The organism is Streptomyces sp. NPDC003635 (assembly GCF_053587635.1).
In genome coordinates, this window is record NZ_JBSFOK010000009.1 from 51892 (window position 1) to 70214 (window position 18323).

Here is an 18323-nt window from a genome sequence, read left to right on the forward strand (position 1 = left end):
GTCGTCACGGTCACCTTCCGCCCTCGTGGTCACCGCGGCCGTCGTGGTTGCGCAGGTAGTCGCTGAGCTCGTCGAGCTCGGCGCGCACCTGGTCGATCCGCGCGGGCTCGTGGCGCTGGGGCGGCGGCGGGGCCGGTACGGGACCCGGGGGCACGGCTGTCCGGGGCATCGGCGTGTGCGGCGCCGCCGGGGGCGGCTGCTGCGGCAGGGGCTGCTGCGGCAGGGGCTGCTGGACCGGCGTGGTCGTGTACGGCGGCATCTGCTGCGGGTAGCCGTAGCCCGCCGGCCCGTTCGGGGCGTGGAGCGTGGTGGCGGCGTGCGCCGGCGGGTAACCGGCGTACGGGGGCCGCAGTGCGCCGTGGAAGCGGATGTCCATCACCAGGAAGTACACGGCGCTGAACGCCCCGAGAAGCAGGACCGCCGCCAGCGCGATGTCCGACTTCACGTCCTCCTCCGGCACCGTGCCGACCACCGCGAAGCACGCGATGGACACCGGCAGGCTGACCCAGGCCAGCAGCCAGTCCGGCCAGCGCCCGCGCAGGATGGCCACCCGGAACAGCGGCACGCACGCGAGGACCCCGCAGGACAGGAAGCCGACGGCGGCGAACAGCACGCGCAGGGAGATGACCGTTGTAGCGCTGCGGGTGGGCGGCGCCGCGCCGTGGCCGTACATGACTGCTCCTGGACCGGTGGGCCGATGGGGACGGACGAACGAACGACAGAGTTCGAGCGTATAGGCCGACACGGACAACCGGTCCCGGGTTGTACCGAACCGTTGTTGTACTGATCACTTCCCCCGGCCGGTCCCTCGCCCCGGCGGTCAGTCCGGCGCGACCGTGCCGTCGGTCAGACCGTCGTACATCCCGCGCACGAGTTGGTCCCCGAGCCGGCTCGCGTGCCTGAGGGCCCGCTCGAACTCGTCGAGGGCGCGGAAGCGCGCGCCGTAGCGCCGTTGTTCGTCGAGCGGGAGCCGGGGCAGTTGGAGCCGCCGCACGTCCAGGCGGGTGGCCGTGGACGCGTAGCTGCTGGCCTGACGGTGGTTGGCGGTGCCGCGCAGGAAGCCGGCGAGGAACCACGCGTCGAGCGCCGCGCGGTCGGGGCGCAGCAGCACGAGGTTGCGTCCCAGGGCGGCGCCCCCCGTCGTCCCGTCGATCACGCGCGCCATCGAGCCCCCGCCGAGCACCGGCACGACGACATCGCCCGGCTCCGTCAGCACGGGCTCCTCGTCGCTCTCGGGGAGCGTCCCCGAGGGCGCCGTCCCGGCGAGGACGTCATGGTCGGTGAGGACGGGCACGCGCGCGTGGCCGCCGTTTCCGCCGGTACGCAGCACCAGGGCGCCCCCGCGGGCCAGTTCACCGACGGTGGTGAGCGGCCAGCGCGCGGGCCCCGCCCCCGCGGCGGGCGGCGGGGTGAGCTCGGTGGCCAGCCCCAGGGTCTGCCCCAGGCGCTCGCGAACGGCCGTGAGCGCCTCCGCGCCGTCCGCTGCGGCGGGGGGCGGCAGATGACGGGCCGGGGCGAGGTCGACGTCGTCGTCGAGGAGATCGATGACGGGCAGCGCGCGGGCGAGGCCGGGCCGCTCGTCGAGGGTGCCGGTGCGGTCGAAGACGCGCCAGGCGTCGAGCACGGCGTCCCGCACGGCCCGCCAGTCGGGCCCACCCCTCCCCTCGGTCGCGAACTGCCCCGCGTCCGCGAGCAGCACCTCGGGCCGCGCGGGGGCCTTGTCGGGCCGGCGCAGCACCCACAGATGGAGCGGGATGTTGTACGGCGGTGCCGCCCCGACCGGCAGCGCGACGACGGCGCGCAGCGCGCCGCGCCGCAGCAGGTCGGCCCTGATGCGGCGCCCGGAGCGGCGGGAGGCGGCGGCGGGCGGCATGAGCAGCACGGCGGTGCCGCCGTCCGTCAGCCGCGCGAGCGCGTGCTGCACCCAGGCCAGCTCGGACTCGGTGCGCGCGGGGAAGCCGTACTCCCAGCGGGGGTCGTAGGCGAGTTCGTCGTGGCCCCAGTTGCGCTCGTTGAACGGCGGGTGGCACAGAACGGCGTCGGCCCGCAGTCCGGGGTACGCGTCGGCGCGCAGGGTGTCACCGACGGCCGTGCGCACGGCGGCGCGGGTGCGCAGGGCGAGCCGGAGCGCGGTGACGGCGGCGAGGTCGGGCGCGGCGTCCTGGGCGTAGAGCTCCTGTTCGGGGCGGGGCGCGACGGCGCGCAGGAGGGCGCCGGTGCCGCAGGCGGGGTCGAGGGCGGTACGGGCCGGCCCGGCCAGGTCGGCCATGAGACCGGCGAGTTCGGCGGGCGTGAGCGTGTACTGGCGCGGGTTGGCGTCGAGGTGCCGGCCGAGGAGGAACTCGAACGCCTGCCGGGCGCCGCCCATCTCGGCGGCGAGTTCGGCGGCACCGCGGAGGAGGGGCGCCGAGGGGAGGACTTCCGGGCCGGTGGGGGTGTGTACGGCCTGGGCGTGAACAGTGGGGGTGCCTGCCGTCGAGGCGTGAACCGGATGCGGAGTGTTCACAGCAGGTGCCGAGTTCACGGCGAGGGGTGGATTCACACCGCTGTCCGTCTCGTCGTCGGCGCTCACGTTCACAGCAGTCGACGAGTTCACAGCATCCGGTGACTGCGCGGCCGCACGCGAGTTCACACCCCCGCGTGTGTTCACAACCGAACGCGAGTTCACAGCCGCCGAGCCTGTCCGCGTCGACGTCACCCCGAACCGCGGCGCCAGCACCTGCTCCAGCGCCCCCGGCAGCATCGCCGCGAGGCGTTCGTCGGAGCCCGAGGAGACCTCCAGCCAGAGCGTGGGCCGGTCATGGATGAGCAGCAGGACGCAGCCGGCCTGGGTGAGGGCCGCGACCGGGCCCTCGGGGTGGCCCGCCAGCTGCTGCCAGACGCGTTCACGCAGCGGGACCTCGGCGAGTTTGCCCTGGCGGCGCAGCCACGCCTCGACCTCGGCGAGCGCGAAGGAGGGGCTGGCCTCGGTGCCGCCCACGGGCTGGGGGAAGTCGGCGTGCCGACGCCGCCAGTTGCTGACGGCGGCACGGCCCACGCCGGCCAGCCGGGCGATTCCGGCAGCGGTCACCTCTGTCGCATTGTCCTGCACCGCCCGGCTCCCCTCGCCCGCCCGTTTTCGCCTGCATCAGGTCTGTGGCGACGAGCATACCGACGTACACCCGATCCATGCATTCACGGCCGTGTACACACGACATTCTGTGAACCGTGTTGACTCGGTTCACAGGCTCTGGTCTTATTGACCCAGCGAACGAGCGACCGCCGCATCGGAGGACGGTCGCCGTTCAGGGGAGGGGAAACAGCCATGGGTATGAAGGGCAAGGTCGCGCTGGGGGCCGTCGTGGGGATCGTCGTCATCGGCGCCGTCTCGGCGAACGCCGGGAACGACGGCGGCGGCGACTCCACCGGCAAGGGCTCTTCGGCGTCCGCCAACCGCGGTACGGGCGGGGAGAAGAAGTCGGACGCGGAGGAAGTCGCCGAGAAGAAGGTCGCGTTCGCGGGGGACGGCGACTACCAGGTCGGTTCGGACGTCAAGCCCGGCACCTATCGCACCACCGGCAACACCGACGGCATGTGCTACTGGGAGCGGGCCAAGGACGCCTCCGGGGAGATGGACTCGCTGCTCGCCAACGACAATGTGACCGGCACGGGTTACGTCACCGTCAAGGCCACCGACAAGCTCTTCACGTCCAGCGGCTGCAAGGACTGGGAGGCCGTCGACGAGAAGGCGAAGGGCTCCCCGGCCGCCGAGATGGCCGGCGACGCCGGAATGCTCAGAGTCGGCGTCGACATCGCGCCCGGCACGTACAAGTCCACCGGGAACACCGATGACTCCTGCTACTGGGAGCGCGCCAAGAACGCCGACCACTCGATCGACTCGATCATCGCCAACAACAACGTGACCGGCACGGCCGTCGTCACCATCAGCGCCTCGGACGTCTACTTCAAGACCTCCGGCTGCCAGGACTGGAAGAAGTCCGCCTGATCCGGCCCACGAGGCCCCTTCGTCGCGGCGCGGGGCGCGGCACGATGCGCCACGCCCCGCTCGCGTCACCGGCCCGCCCGCCCCCGAAGCGCGCGGCCCACCCGTCAGTTCAATCTCCAGCGCCTCCGCGCGCTCGTCTTCACCGAGGAACCCCCATGCGTCGCACCGCACTTGCCGCCCTCTGCCTCACCGCCGTCACCGCCGTGGCCCTCACCGGATGCCAGGGCGAGGACAAGACCGAGGGCAAGGCGAAGGACAAGCCCAGTGCCGCCCGCTCCGACAAGCCGAAGGAACCGTTCGCCGGGCTGAGCGGCGGGGAGATCGCCGACCGGGCGGTGAAGGCCACCAGCGGGGCCGACTCGTTCCGGATCAAGGGCGACATCCCCGACGACGAGACCGGCGGCACCATCAGCATGGACATGGCCATAGACAGCAAGGGCGACTGCGCCGGTCACATGAGCCTGGACGGCGAGGGCCGGGCCGATCTGATCAAGAGCGGTGACACGCTCTACATGAAGTACGACGCGGACTTCCTGCGCGGCCAGAGCGAGGGCGAGCCGAAGGCGGACATCGACGCGGCGGTCGCCATGCTGGCCGGGAAGTGGACCAAGATGTCCGCGACCGGCGCGGACGCCGAGGAGCTCACCGGCTTCTGCAACCTCGACACGATCCTCGGCGACGCCACCGACGCCGAGTCGGACGCCACCCGCGGCAAGACCACCACGGTCGACGGCGCACCCGCGATCACCCTGTACGAGAAGGACGGCAAGGACAACTTCACGCTGTACGTCGCCACCGAGGGCGAGCCGTACCTGCTGAAGCTGGTCAGCACCAACCCCGACGACGCCGGCTCGCTCTCCTTCAGCGACTACGACAAGCCGGTCCCGGCGGACAAGCCCACCGGCGAGATCCTGGACCTGGACGCGCTCGGCGCCTGAGCCGACACCTCACATCGGGGCGCCCCGCGCCGGGTGCCCCCACCGGCGCCCCTCACAGGGAGTGCCGCATCCACACGTTGGGCTCGACGTACACGGCGTATCCGCGCTCCGGCTCGCAGCGCACCGGCACCAGCGCCCCGGGGACCTCGATGTCGCCCTCGGTGTCGAAGGGCAGTCCGGTCCAGGCGCGCCACTGCTCCAGTGAGCCGGAGACGGTCATCGAGGCGGGGGCCACCGAGTCGATGACGGCGCCCGCCCGGGCGTGGACGCGCAGCCAGGGGTCGTGCGGCAGCCCGTCGGGGCGTACGCGGTGGGCGTACTCCTCGACGGGGGTGTGCGGTTCGAGGTGCTTGGCGTTGGGGCGGACGGGGGCGACGACCTCGGCGAAGCCGAGTGCGCGGGCGTTGTCCCGCATCGCCGAGAGCATCAGCGCGGACAGGCCGAGGCCCTGGGCATGCGGGGCGACGGTGACCGAGACGGCGCTGACGGTGTCGGCGGGCACCCCGCGGCGCAGGTCGCCGAAGGCCCATACGAGCACCTCGTCCCAGCCCCGGGCGGGCAGGGTGCCGCGTCCTTCGACGCGGAGGGCGAAGGGCACACTGTAGGCGTGGGCGACCACATCACCCCGCTCGTCCTCGGCGAACTGCACGAACTCCGGGAGTTCGGCGGCGATCCGGCCGTAGTGGGCGTTGCCCACCGGGTCGTTCAGCACCGGCTCGGGCCAGGTGGCCGCCATCTCCACGACCCGCTCGTACTTGTCGGGACGCTCGGCCAGGCTCGCTACCTTCCACTCCATGCCGTCACCGTAAGCGGCACCCCCACGCGCCGGGTATCGCTTTTCCGGGACCGAGCAACCGGTGCACGCCGGCCGGTTCAGACCGGCCCGTTCGCGCCGGGCCGTTCACGCCGGGTTCAGCCACCGCACTGGCGCAGCATCATCTGCTTGTCCGGCGGCGTCACGGGCAGTTCGTACTTCAAGGAGACCTGCGCGAAACGCACCGCGTAGGAGCAGCGGATCCGCTTGTTCGGGGGGAGCCAGGAGGCGGGCCCCGAATCGCCCTTGGAGCTGTTGGTCGGCCCGTCGACCGGCATCAGGTTGAGCGGGTCGTTGGCGATGTCCTGGCGCTTTCCCTCGCTCCAGCGGGAGGCGCCCATCTGCCAGTCGTAGGAGAGCGGCATGACGTGGTCGATCTGGACCTCCGTGGCGCGGGACTTGGCCCAGTCGATGGTCCGGCCCGTGTACGGGTCGTGCAGCCGCATCGCCATGACGACGCAGTCCGAGCCGGACCGGAAGCGCAGGTCCTCGCCGTCCCGGCGCAGGAGGTCGTTGCGGGTGTCGCAGCCGTTGCGGGCGTAGGGGATGCCGCCCGGCGCGGAGTCCATCCAGGCGTAGCCGAACTCGTCCCGGTCGTATCCGGTCCTGGGGCCGCGGCCCTTCGTCGCCACCTTCTCGATCAGGGCCCGCGCCTCGGCCCGGTCGGCGTCCGAGGTGATGGCCGCCAGGCCCGGCTCGGTGCCGTCGGGGTTGTCCAGGGGGCTGACGGCCCGGCCCTCCCCTGCCTCCGGGGCGGCGCCCGAGGCGGCGTCGTCCAGGGGCAGGTCGCCCATGTCGTCGCAGCCCGTGAGTACGAGCATCGTGCCGAGCACCGCGGCGCAGACCGCCGTCCCGCCCCTCCGACGCGTCACGATGCGCCCCTCCCCTGCGTGCCGTTTTCCCTCGTCCCACGGTAGCGGCCGAGAGGTCCAGACCACATCGGCTGAAAATGCGCATTACACGCACAGCGGGCGTATCGTCGATCCTGAGTCGCCTCGGAAGGAGCTCTGGATGGGCATCTTCGACAGGTTCAAGAGCCACCGCGGAATGCAGGACAAGAGCAAGGACATGTCCGACACCGCGGAAAGGAAGGTCAACGAGAGGACGGGCAACAAGTACGAGAGCCAGGTCGACGACGCGCAGCAGAGGACCGAGGGCGCGCTCGGCATGGACCGTGACCGGCCCGACCGGCCATAAGGCCCGAGACCGACGGAGGTCCTGAGGCCCGTCACGCGGCCCACCCCTTCTGGGCCGCACCGGCCGGGCCCCCTGAACCATCCTGGGAACAGAGGCCGTCCGCGGAGACCCACCACCCGCGGGCGGCTTCGTTTGCCCAAGTGGCGGGTCCTGCCCCCTGCAGCGCCTCGCTCGCGCAACGTCCCGTCGGCGCTCGGACGAGGTCCCGTCGGGAGCTCAGACCTTGCCTATCCCCAGCGTCGTCTCCGAGGGCAGCAGCCCCGAGGAGATCACCGTGACCCAGAACTCGCCCAGCAGGTGGGTGAGCCGGTCGAGGTCCTGGGGTGTGAGGGCGCGCCAGGGGTCGGCGGCGAGGCGGTCGGTGTGCTCCTCCACGCCACGGCGCAGGTCGCGGCCCGCCTCCGTCGCCGTGCCGTCCGCCTCCAACAGCCCGCGCGCTACCAGGCGTTCGCGAGCCGCCGCCCACTCCCCCGCGCTCCAGCCGCGGCTCTCGAAGCGCTCGACGGAGGCGGCGCCGATCGCGGCGAAGGAGACGAGCGACTCGACCGGGTCGAGGCCAGCCACGAGCAGGGCGGCCAGGTGTCCGTCTCCGCGGTGCTCGCGCAGGATCGTCGCCGCGTGCCACAGCTGGAGGTGGGGCGGTTCGGGCCAGGCCAGTTCGGCGTTGGCCGCGGCGAGCGGACGGCCCGCCGTGTTCGCCGACTCGGCCGCGCGCCGGGCGAGGGCGGCGGCCTCCGCCAGCTCCGCACTGTCGGTACGGTCGCCGAATATCGCGCGGTAGGCCCGGTCCATGCCGCGCAGTCTCGCCGCCAGTACGTCCTCGGCACGCGCGGTCCGCCATGCCGGGTCGATGTGCTCGGCGACCATGCGCGGGCTGAAGCTGTAGAAGGCGGAGGCCACCCGCTCGCTGCCGACCGCGCCCAACGGCGCCGCGCGCAGCGGGAAGTAGCCCGGCCAGCGCTCCTTCGTGCCGTACCCGAGCGCGGCGGCCTCCTCGAAGACCTCCGGCGCGTAGTACAGCACCGCGTGCAGCGGCTCCAGCAGATGCCAGAGCTGACGGACGCGGGTCGGTTCGATTCCGCCCGCACTCTCCTCGTACATCGACATGCCGATTCCCCCTGTCACCTCAGGCCGTGAAGGGCGGAGCCTGCTCCGGCCTCGCAACTTGACACTGACAAGATTGCCTGGGCCGCGCGAACTTGTCAATGCCTAGATTCCGCGTACGCTGCTGAGCATGACCCCCGCTCCGGCCAAGAAGTCCGCCGAACGCCCGTACCACCACGGCGATCTGCGGCGCGCCATCGTCACCGCCGCGCTCGACGCCATCGCCGTCGACGGGCCGTCCGGGCTGAGCCTGCGCGATCTGGCCCGCCGCGCCGGCGTCTCGCACGCGGCGCCCGCGCACCATTTCAAGGACCGCACGGGCCTGCTGACGTCGATCGCCGCGGAGGGCTTCGGGCTTCTGGCGGCCGCCCTCACAGAGGCCTCGGACCTGAAGGACGCGGGCGTGCGCTACGTACGCTTCGCCCGCGAGCACCCGGCGCACTTCCAGGTGATGTTCTCGCCCGACCTGCTGCGCGCCGACGACCTGGAGCTCACCACCGCCCGCGCCCTGGCCGGCGACGCCCTGCGCGGAGCCGTCGCGACCGTACGCCCCGACGAACTCGGCCTCGACCCCCGCCTGGCCGGAGTCGCCGCCTGGTCGCTGGCCCACGGCTTCGCCACGCTGCTCCTGGGCCACAACCTGGACGGTCCCGTGGGCGACCGGGACCCCGAGGAGGTGTTCCGGACGCTGGCGGCGATGCTGTTCCGACGGGAACCCTGAGCCGTACTCACGGAGCCGGATTCCGCACCAACCACTCCTGGAACTCGCGGTGCCGGAACTGATAGGCAGCGCCCGAGGCCTGCGGTCACGCACCAGTCCAGGAAGCGGGCGAGCCGGAGGGGGAGGCGGCGGCAGTTCCACAGGACGAAGGTGGCATAGCCGATCTGTCCGCCGTGCTGGCTCATGAAGACGACCACGAGCGCGAAGGCGACAGGCGCGGCCGACAAGCCCATGCACAGCATCACCAGTGCGGCGAGCATCGTGAGAAAGGCCCCGCCGAGAATCGCGTGGCGTAAAACGCTGGTGGGCCCACTTGCCGCGGTCTCCACCCACTCGCCTGCCTCCTGGAGAAGCCAGAGCACCACAGCTACGGCGGCCACGGCGGTCACGTGCCATTCGCTCCCGTACTGCGGCTCCGTGGTTCCCGCCCACACGAACACCAACAGACCGGCCACGATCAGCAGCGGGAACCAGTCAGCGCTCCGCGGACTGCGCAGCATGAGCCGGAAGCCCAGTCGCCACAAAGGGCTGCCGAACGACGGGATCCCAAGCGTCCGACCCTCCATGGCCAGCCGGTACCGCGACAGCACTACGACAAGGGGGATGAGCCCCGCCACGAGAACGGCGTTGAATCCCTCCGCGGCGGCATAGACAGCCGAACTCGCCAGGAACAGCGAAAGCGCCAAGCCCCACCACACCACCGCGAGTTGCTGTCGGCGCAGCCGTCGCCCGAGATCCTGCAGGGCCAAGTCCGTCTCGGCAGCACTGCCAACCCCTAGATACCGTGCCAGCACAGCGAGCCACCGATGCACGTCATCGCTCTCGTAGCGCCCACCCACCGCCCGCGTCGCCGCAGCGACATACCGCGCCAGCAAGAGATCGGCCACGCCGTCCGAAGTCGTCGTCGTGAGCAACTCGGCCGGGTCCCCGTGCGGTTCGTACACCGTCGCCGCCAGCGTGAGCCGCCATGGTGTGGACAGGGACTGGGCCAGCACTCCCGTCGGGTCGGCCGACAAGCGGTCCAGTACCGGCTGCCAGGGGGCCGGCCTGCGGGCGGCTCCGCGTTGGGACAGGAACAGATGGGCCCGTTCCGGGGTGACCGGGTCGATCTCGATGCGGGCCGAGTCGAGGATGTGCCTTCCCTCTGCCTCGAAGGCGTCGTACTCGTCCGTACGACAGGTCAGGACCAGCGGAGCCGCGTCGGTGCCGTCCTGGTAGCGGTCCAGGGCCTCCAGCGCGGCCATGGCCCGGTGCCGGTGCGCCGGAGCCGTGGCCGCGTCCATCTCGTCCAGGCCGTCCAGCACCGGCAGCACCATGCGGGCGCGCAGCACCTGGCGCGCCACGGACCGGGAGACGCCGTAGTCGCGCTCCAGGTGGCGGGCGATCCACTCGGCCAGCGCCTCGTCCTCGTCCCAGTCGGCGAGCGCGATCATCACCGGTACCGGCTCCTGCTCGGTGCGCACCCGGTTGAGTTCCATGACGAGCTTGCGCGCCAGCACCGTCTTGCCGGCACCCGGCTCTCCCGTGATGACCAGACGGCTCGGTCTGATCTCCCGGAAATCCTCGACGACCTTGGCCAGTTGGAGCGCCGGGGCGGCCGGGAGGACCGCGGCCCGGGCGCTCGCCTGGGGGCGGAAGCGGAAGGTCACGTCGATCGGTGTGAGGTCGCCGCCGAGGCTCTGCCGCCACTGCGGCTCGCCCACCTCGCGCACCGCATGCGCCAGCCGGGCCACCGCCGCGGCGACGTCCTCGCCGGCGCCGCGCGGCCGCCAGAACGTGGCGAACATGCCGACCAGCCCGATGACCGCGCACGCCATCGCCATAAGGTCGGTGCGCTCGGACAGTTCCAGCGCGCCGTCCTTGGCCGACAGCGCCCACAGGAGCCCGGCCGCGAGCAGCACACCGCCCCCGAGCCCCAGTGTCCACCGACGTGCCATCGACCGCCCCCGTCCCCCGGCTCACACCGCCGACATCTTGCCGGAGGAGCGGCCCCGCACGCCCTACGCCCCCAGAATCGACGCCAGGAACTCCCCGACCCAGCCCAGCAGTTCCCGCCCGACCAGTGGCTTGCCGCCCACCTTCGCCGTCTTCGGCCGGGGCACCAGGAGCTGGTGGACCGCCGGCTTGATGACCGTCCCGGGGTACAGCCGCTTGAGCCTCAGTTCCTGCGACTCGCGCAACTCCACCGGCGCGAAGCGGATGTTGTTGCCCTGGAGGACGATCTCACCGACGCCGCACGCGCGTGCCAGCATGCGCAGGCCCGCCACCAGCAGGAGGTTCTCCACCGGCTCGGGCAACTTGCCGTAGCGGTCGACGAGTTCCTCGCGTACGGCCTTGATGTCCTCCTCCGTGTTGGCGGAGGCGATCGAACGGTAGGCCTGCAACCTGAGCCGCTCGCCCGGCGCGTAGTCGTGCGGGACGTGCGCGTCGACCGGGAGCTCGATCTTGACCTCCAGCGGCGGCTCCTCCTCCACGCCGCCTTCGAGCGAGGCGCGGTAGTCCGCGACCGCCTCGCCGACCATACGGACGTAAAGATCGAAGCCGACGCCCGCGATGTGGCCGGACTGCTCGCCGCCCAGGAGGTTGCCCGCGCCGCGGATCTCCAGGTCCTTCATCGCCACGTACATGCCCGCGCCCATCTCCGTGTGCTGGGCGATCGTGGCGAGGCGCTCGTGGGCCGTCTCCGTCAGCGGCTTCTCCGGCGGGTACAGGAAGTAGGCGTAGCCCCGTTCCCGGCCTCGGCCCACCCGGCCGCGCAGCTGGTGCAGCTGGGAGAGGCCGAAGTTGTCGCCGCGCTCCACGATCAGCGTGTTGGCGTTGGAGATGTCGATGCCGGACTCGACGATCGTCGTCGACACCAGGACGTCGAACTTCTTCTCCCAGAAGTCCACCACCACCTGCTCCAGCGTCGTCTCCGACATCTGGCCGTGGGCCGTGGCGATCCGCGCCTCGGGGACGATCTCGCGGAGTCTCGCGGCCGCGCGGTCGATCGACTCGACCCGGTTGTGGATGTAGAAGACCTGACCCTCGCGCAGGAGTTCACGGCGGATCGCCGCGCCGATCTGCCTCTCCTCGTACGGGCCGACGAAGGTCAGCACCGGGTGCCGCTCCTCCGGGGGCGTGGTGATCGTGGACATCTCGCGGATGCCCGTCACCGCCATCTCCAGGGTCCTCGGGATCGGCGTCGCCGACATCGTCAGGACGTCCACGTTGGCGCGCAGCTTCTTCAGCTGCTCCTTGTGCTCGACGCCGAAGCGCTGCTCCTCGTCGACGATGACCAGGCCGAGGTCCTTGAACTTCGTCTCCGAGGAGAACAGCCGGTGGGTGCCGATGACGACGTCCACGGAGCCCTCGCGAAGGCCCTCCAGGACCGCCTTCGCCTCGGTGTCGGTCTGGAAGCGGCTGAGCGCGCGCACGTTGACCGGGAACTGGGAGTACCGCTCGGAGAACGTCCCGAAGTGCTGCTGCACCAGCAGCGTCGTCGGCACCAGCACCGCCACCTGCTTGCCGTCCTGTACGGCCTTGAAGGCGGCCCGGACCGCGATCTCCGTCTTGCCGTAGCCGACGTCTCCGCAGATCAGGCGGTCCATCGGGACCGACTTCTCCATGTCCTCCTTGACCTCGGCGATGGTGGTGAGCTGGTCCGGGGTCTCCGCGTAGGGGAACGCGTCCTCCAGCTCGCGCTGCCAGGGGGTGTCGGGTGCGAAGGTGTGGCCGGGGGCCGCCATCCGCGCGCTGTACAGCTTGATCAGGTCGGCCGCGATCTCCTTGACGGCCTTCTTCGCGCGCGCCTTCGTCTTCGTCCAGTCCGCGCCGCCCAGCCGGTGCAGCGTGGGCGCCTCGCCGCCGACGTACTTGGTGATCTGCTCCAGCTGGTCGGTGGGGATGTAGAGCCGGTCCCCGGGCTGCCCGCGCTTGGCGGGGGCGTACTCGACGACCAGGTACTCGCGCGTGGCGCCCTGGACCGTGCGCTGGACCATCTCGATGTAGCGGCCGACGCCGTGCTGCTCGTGGACGATGTAGTCGCCGGATTCGAGGGTCAGCGGGTCGATGGTCTTGCGGCGCCGCGCGGGCATGCGGGCGCCGTCCTTGCCGGCCGCCTTCTGGCCGGACAGGTCGGTCTCGGTCAGCACGGCGAGCTTGAGCACCGGGTCGACGAAGCCGTAGTCGATGGAGCCGCACGCCACGTGCACGACCGACGGGCTCAGGGCCGCGAGGTCCGCGTCCAGGCGGGCGGCGATGCCCTCGCCGCCGAGCACCTCGACGGTGCGGGCCGCCGGGCCGTGCGCCTCGGTCACGAACACCGTGCGCCAGCCGTCCGCCAACCAGCCCTTGGTGTCGGCGAGCGCCTTCGCGGTGTCGCCGCGGTAGGTCTCGGGCGCGTGCATGCCGAGCTGGAGGGTGTCCGCCTCCAGTTCGAGATCGGCCGCGAACGGCGACACCGACCACCACATCATGTCCAGCTCGCGCGCGCGGTCACGGACGTCCGCGATGGACCACAGGGAGGCCGCGCCGACGTCGATGGGCGCCTCGCCGCCGCCCGCGGTGGCGGCCCAGGACGCCTGGAGGAACTCCTGCGAGGTGGCGACGAGATCGGCGGCACGCGTGCGGACCCGCTCCGGATCGCACACGAGTGCCATCGCGCCCTTGGGCAGGACGTCGAGCAGCAGCTCCATGTCGTCGACCAGGACCGGCGCCAGGGACTCCATCCCCTCCACGGCGATCCCCTCGGCGATCTTGCCGAGCAGCTCGCCGAGCTCCGGGTGTTGTTCGGCGAGGGCACGCGCGCGTGCGCGGACGTCCTCGGTGAGCAGCAGCTCCCGGCAGGGCGGCGCCCACAGGCCGTGCTCGGCGACCTCCAGGGAGCGCTGGTCGGCGACCTTGAAGTAGCGGATCTCCTCGACGTCGTCGCCCCAGAACTCGATGCGCAGGGGGTGTTCCTCGGTGGGCGGGAACACGTCGAGGATGCCGCCTCGTACGGCGAACTCGCCGCGCTTCTCGACCAGCTCGACGCGGGAGTACGCGGCGGCGGCGAGGGCCTCGACGATCTCGTTCAGGTCGGCGGTCTCGCCGGTGCGCAGGGCGACCGGCTCGAGGTCGCCCAGGCCCTTGACCTGGGGCTGGAGGACCGAGCGGACCGGCGCGACGACGACGGAGACCGGGCCGGTCTCGGGGTCGTCGGGGCGGGGGTGGGCGAGGCGGCGCAGGACGGCGAGGCGGCGGCCGACGGTGTCGCTGCGGGGGCTGAGGCGCTCGTGCGGGAGGGTCTCCCACGAGGGGTACTCCACGACGCCCTCCGGGGGGAGGAGGGAGCGCAGGGCGGCCGCCAGGTCCTCGGCCTCCCGGCCGGTGGCCGTCACCGCGAGCACGGGGCGGGAGGCCTCGCGGGCCAGGGCGGCGATCGCGAAGGGGCGGGCCGCCGGGGGGCCGACGAGGTCGACGTGCATGCGGTTGCCGTCGGCGGCCGCGGTGATCGCTTCCGCGAGGGCGGCGTCCTTGACGACGGCGTCGAGCAGACCGTGCAGGCTCATTCGGGGCGGCTTTCGTCCGGGGGGCGGGCATCGCGAAGGGCCCGACTCGTCGCACGGGCCGGGGGTCTCCAGCGTACGACGGGGCGCCGACAGGCGCGGGGGCTGTGGACAACGCTGGGTTGTCTTGGCGCCGTGTCGCGGGGGCGGGCGCCGCGATGTTGTCGCCCCCGCCGACCCGTCCCAGCCCTGAGGGCTGCGCCCCCAGACCCCCCTTCGGCCTGGACGGCCTCGTCCTCGAACGCCGGACGGGCTGACATACGACAAACACCCCGGCGCCGGGAAGCCCCCCAAGGCTTCCCGGCGCCGGATCCCCCGCAACCCCCGTGTGCGGTGGCTGTACGGCCGTACCTACTCCGTCGCGATGGCGTTCAGGACGTTCATCCGGCCCGCCCGGAACGCCGGGATCAGTGCGGCGAACAGGCCCACGAAGGCCGAGCCGATGAAGACGCCGCCGATGGTGACCCAGGGGATCTCCAGGACCTTCAGGCCCTCCAGGGCGAGCAGCTGCTGGGCGGTCGCGCCCCAGCCCATGCCGAGCCCCAGGCCGAGCAGGGCGCCGAAGAGGGCGATGACCACCGACTCCATGCGGATCATGCGGCGCAGCTGCCGCCGTGAGAGGCCGATGGCGCGCATCAGGCCGATCTCCCGGGTCCGCTCCACCACCGACAGGGCGAGGGTGTTCACCACGCCCAGGATCGCGACGATGATCGCGAGGGCGAGCAGGCCGTAGATCATGTTCAGGAGCTGGCCGATCTGGTCCTTCAGCGCCTCCTTGTAGTCGGTCTGGTCGCGCACGGTGTACTGCGGGTAGTCGTGCAGCTCCGCCTTGAGCGCCTTGTACGCCGCGGCCTGCTGCCCGTCCTTGGCCGAGGCGAAGACCAGCTGGTCCAGCGGCATCCTGTCGGCCGGCACGTACTTGGCGAGCGTGGCGATCGAGATGTACTTGGAGCCCGCGTCGATGACGACGTCACTGCTGGTGATGGCCCGGACCGTCAGCTCGGCCGTCTCGCCGCCCTTGAAGGCGACCTCGATCTTCGAGCCGAGCTTGATGCCGTGGTCCTTGGCGAACTTCTCGTGGACGGACATCGAGTCGGGCTTGTAGGCGTCGGCGAGGTCGCCCGCGACCGTCTTGGTGCGCAGGTCCCGCGCGTAGGTGGGATCGGCGGCCGTGATGTCGGTGTCCTTGAGCGTCTTGCCGTCGGGCGTGGTGTAGTCCGCCTCGGCGATCTTGTACTCGGTGACATGGTCGAGACCCGGCGTCGCCTTGACCGCCGCGACCGCCTCCGGGGTGACCAGCTGCCCGCTGTCGGACTGGATGATGAAGTCCGTGCCGACGGTCTGGTCGAGCTGGTCCGTGGCCGAGGCGACCATGGAGGAGCCGACGACCGACAGACAGGCGACCAGCGCGAGGCCGATCATCAGGGCGGCGCCCGTGGCGCCCGTGCGGCGCGGGTTGCGCAGCGCGTTGCGCTCGGCCATGCGGCCCACGGGGCCGAAGATCCGAAGGATCAGGGCGCCCAGGACGCGCACCACGCCGGAGGCGAGCAGCGGGCCGATGACGACGAAGCCGATCAGGGAGAGCACGATGCCGAGGCCGAGCCAGAGCGAGCCCTCCTTGGCCTTGTCCGCCGACGCGGCCAGGTAGAGGCCGTAGCCGCCGCCCGCCGTGAGCAGCGTGCCCAGCACGGCCCGCACCACGCCCGCCCTGGCGTCCGCCGGGGCGCCCGCGTCGCGCAGGGCGGCCATCGGGGAGACCTTGCCCGCGCGGCGGGCCGGCAGATAGGCGGCGAGGACGGTGACGACCACGCCCAGCACCAGGCCGATGGCCGGGGTGGTCCAGACGATCGTCAGGTCGGAGGTGGACAGCTCCATGCCCATGGAGCCCATGAGCTTCATCAGGCCGATGGCGAGACCGACGCCCGCGCCGACGCCCAGCAGCGAGCCGACGACGCCGAGGAGCAGCGCCTCCACGAGCACCGACCGGTTGACCTGCTTCCGGCTGGAGCCGATGGCCCGCATCAGGCCGATCTCCCGGGTGCGCTGGGCGACCAGCATGGAGAAGGTGTTGATGATCAGGAAGATGCCGACGAGGAAGGCGATTCCGGCGAAGCCGAGCATCGCGTACTTCATGACGTTCATGAAGCTCGCGACGTCCTTCTGGTTGGCGTCGGCGCTCTCCTTGGCCGTCAGCACCTTGTAGTCGCCGCCGGTCGCGGCGAGCACGTTCTTCTTCAGCTGGGCGTCGGTGACCCCGCTCGCCGCCGTGACGTTGACGTTCGTGTAGACGTCCGGCTCGCCCACCAGCGTCCGCTGGGCGGTCTTCGTGTCCAGGAAGAAGATCGCCGCACCGGGGTTGGTGACCTCGAACTCGGCGATGCCCGAGATCTTCGCCGTGTGCGTGCCGACCACGCTGATCACGCCGATCTCGTCACCGAGCTCCAGGTCGTGCTTGTCGACGGTGTCCGCGTCCACCATGACCTGGTCGGGCCCCTTGGGCGCCGTACCGGAGGTGATCTTCATGGTGCGGGCGTCGTTGCTGTTCCAGTTGCCGACGATGGTCGGGGCGCCGCTGGAGGGCGAGAGGTTGTCCTTGTCGCCGTCGACGACGGTCACCGCGGTCGAGAAGACGGTCCCTTCCGCCGACTTCACGCCCGGCGCGCCCTTCACCGTCGCCACCACCGAGGCCGGCATGACCGGCGGCTTGCCGGTGTCGTCGGTGGTCTCGCCGGTGTCGGAGGCCGCCTTCGAGCTCACCGTCACATCGGCGGAGGTGGCGGCGAAGAGCTTGTCGAAGGTCGTGCTCATGGTGTCGGTGAACACCAGCGTGCCGCAGACGAAGGCGACCGACAGCAGCACGGCCACGGCCGAGAGGGCCATGCGCCCCTTGTGCGCGAAGAAGTTGCGCATCGAGGTTCTCAGAACGGTCATGACGTACGCCCCCGGGCGTCGAAGTCCTTCATGCGGTCCAGGACGGCCTCGGCGGTCGGCTTGTACATCTCATCGACGATGCGTCCGTCGGCGAGGTACAGCACGCGGTCCGCGTAGGAGGCGGCGACCGGGTCGTGGGTGACCATCACGATGGTCTGCCCGAGCTCGTCGACCGAACGGCGCAGGAAGCCCAGTACTTCGGCGCCCGCGCGGGAGTCGAGGTTTCCGGTCGGCTCGTCACCGAAGATGATCTCCGGCCGGGCCGCCAGGGCGCGGGCCACGGCGACGCGCTGCTGCTGGCCGCCGGAGAGCTGGGTGGGGCGGTGCTTGAGTCGGTCCGAAAGCCCGACGGTGTCCACCACGCGGGAGAGCCACTGCCTGTCCGGCTTGCGGCCGGCGATGTCCATGGGCAGCGTGATGTTCTCGAGCGCGTTCAGCGTCGGCAGCAGGTTGAACGCCTGGAAGATGAACCCGATCCGGTCCCGGCGCAGTTGGGTGAGCTTCTTGTCCTTCAGGCCGGTGATCTCGGTCTCGTCCAGGTAGATCTGTCCGCCGGTGACGGTGTCGAGACCGGCGAGGCAGTGCATGAGAGTGGACTTGCCGGAGCCCGAGGGGCCCATGATCGCGGTGAACTGCCCGCGCGCGATGTCCACGTCCACATGGTCCAGGGCGACGACCCGGGTCTCCCCGGACCCGTACGCCTTGACGACCTGCCGCGCCCGCGCGGCAACGGCCGTACGCCCTCCAGTGCCCCCGTGCCTGGGAATGGTCACGGCCGATGTCATGGCATATCTCCTATTTCGGTCAGCAGATGATCGTGTTCGGTCACCAGCTGGTGTCGTGCTCGGTCAGCGGGTGGTCGTGCTCAGCTGTTCGTTCGAAGCGGTACGACGTTGAGTCTGGCCTCGGCGGGGGTCTCGGCGCGCTGGTGCCCAGCGCAGTCTTTTGCGGGGGAAAACCCCACCCCCGTGAGGCCGGTTGACCGCCCCCCAGCGGCGTAAAGCCAGGTTAAGGACGGCACCTGGGCCGTCTCGTCCTCCGCCGGTACGAACCCTCCCCGACCCCTGGTACGGAGGTACCCCTAGGGGCAGTGCACCTTTCGGCG

At 71.5% G+C, this 18323-nt stretch carries 12 protein-coding genes and 1 pseudogene; 4 read left to right on the forward strand and 9 right to left on the reverse strand.

Annotated elements, in window-relative coordinates; genetic code table 11:
• Window positions 1–10: 10 nt before the first annotated feature.
• Together ACWDRW_RS11435 and ACWDRW_RS11440 are read right to left on the reverse strand one after the other, a co-directional pair.
• The gene (locus ACWDRW_RS11435; RefSeq protein WP_451722208.1) at window positions 11–673 is read right to left on the reverse strand and encodes a hypothetical protein; all 663 of its coding nucleotides are present in this window, start codon (window positions 671–673) and stop codon (window positions 11–13) included.
• 147 nt (window positions 674–820) lie between these two features.
• The gene (locus tag ACWDRW_RS11440; protein WP_451722210.1) at window positions 821–3091 is read right to left on the reverse strand and encodes an N-6 DNA methylase; all 2271 of its coding nucleotides are present in this window, start codon (window positions 3089–3091) and stop codon (window positions 821–823) included.
• A gap of 213 nt (window positions 3092–3304) precedes the next feature.
• Here ACWDRW_RS11440 and ACWDRW_RS11445 point away from each other — a divergent pair, with 213 nt between their 5' ends.
• Together ACWDRW_RS11445 and ACWDRW_RS11450 are read left to right on the forward strand one after the other, a co-directional pair.
• On the forward strand, window positions 3305–3985 hold the full coding sequence (locus ACWDRW_RS11445; RefSeq protein WP_451722211.1) for a hypothetical protein: 681 nt from the start codon (window positions 3305–3307) through the stop codon (window positions 3983–3985).
• A gap of 155 nt (window positions 3986–4140) precedes the next feature.
• The gene (locus tag ACWDRW_RS11450) at window positions 4141–4923 is read left to right on the forward strand and encodes a hypothetical protein (RefSeq protein WP_451722213.1); all 783 of its coding nucleotides are present in this window, start codon (window positions 4141–4143) and stop codon (window positions 4921–4923) included.
• A 52-nt stretch (window positions 4924–4975) separates the two neighbouring features.
• Here the strand turns inward: ACWDRW_RS11450 and ACWDRW_RS11455 are convergent, their stop codons facing one another.
• Together ACWDRW_RS11455 and ACWDRW_RS11460 are read right to left on the reverse strand one after the other, a co-directional pair.
• Entirely contained in the window at window positions 4976–5719 is a 744-nt protein-coding gene (locus tag ACWDRW_RS11455) for an N-acetyltransferase (RefSeq protein ID WP_451722214.1), read from the reverse strand.
• Window positions 5720–5835: 116 nt separating this feature from the next.
• On the reverse strand, window positions 5836–6558 hold the full coding sequence (locus ACWDRW_RS11460) for an HNH endonuclease family protein (RefSeq protein ID WP_451722412.1): 723 nt from the start codon (window positions 6556–6558) through the stop codon (window positions 5836–5838).
• Window positions 6559–6748: 190 nt separating this feature from the next.
• Here ACWDRW_RS11460 and ACWDRW_RS11465 point away from each other — a divergent pair, with 190 nt between their 5' ends.
• Window positions 6749–6934 (forward strand): antitoxin, encoded by a 186-nt coding sequence (locus ACWDRW_RS11465; protein WP_451722215.1) that lies wholly within the window; start codon window positions 6749–6751, stop codon window positions 6932–6934.
• 216 nt (window positions 6935–7150) lie between these two features.
• On the opposite strand, the gene ACWDRW_RS11470 is transcribed toward ACWDRW_RS11465, so the two are convergent.
• Complete coding sequence (locus ACWDRW_RS11470) at window positions 7151–8041, reverse strand: SCO6745 family protein (RefSeq protein WP_451722217.1); 891 nt, start codon at window positions 8039–8041, stop codon at window positions 7151–7153.
• Between the two features lie 127 nt (window positions 8042–8168).
• Here ACWDRW_RS11470 and ACWDRW_RS11475 point away from each other — a divergent pair, with 127 nt between their 5' ends.
• Complete coding sequence (locus tag ACWDRW_RS11475) at window positions 8169–8759, forward strand: TetR/AcrR family transcriptional regulator (RefSeq protein WP_451722218.1); 591 nt, start codon at window positions 8169–8171, stop codon at window positions 8757–8759.
• A gap of 1085 nt (window positions 8760–9844) precedes the next feature.
• Here ACWDRW_RS11475 and ACWDRW_RS11480 read toward each other — a convergent pair.
• From ACWDRW_RS11480 to ACWDRW_RS11495, 4 genes and pseudogenes are all read right to left on the reverse strand, one after another.
• Window positions 9845–10696 (reverse strand): annotated as a pseudogene (locus ACWDRW_RS11480) (NACHT domain-containing protein); the annotation flags it as partial.
• A gap of 63 nt (window positions 10697–10759) precedes the next feature.
• The gene (gene mfd / locus ACWDRW_RS11485) at window positions 10760–14290 is read right to left on the reverse strand and encodes a transcription-repair coupling factor (protein WP_451722220.1); all 3531 of its coding nucleotides are present in this window, start codon (window positions 14288–14290) and stop codon (window positions 10760–10762) included.
• A gap of 348 nt (window positions 14291–14638) precedes the next feature.
• A complete protein-coding gene (locus tag ACWDRW_RS11490; protein WP_451722222.1) occupies window positions 14639–17218 on the reverse strand; it encodes an ABC transporter permease in 2580 nt (859 codons plus the stop codon).
• Window positions 17215–18003 carry an ABC transporter ATP-binding protein gene (locus ACWDRW_RS11495; RefSeq protein WP_451722223.1) on the reverse strand — a complete coding sequence of 263 codons (789 nt, stop codon included), beginning with the start codon at window positions 18001–18003 and terminating at the stop codon, window positions 17215–17217. Before ACWDRW_RS11495 ends, ACWDRW_RS11490 begins: the two co-directional genes overlap by 4 nt.
• Window positions 18004–18323 lie beyond the last annotated feature (320 nt).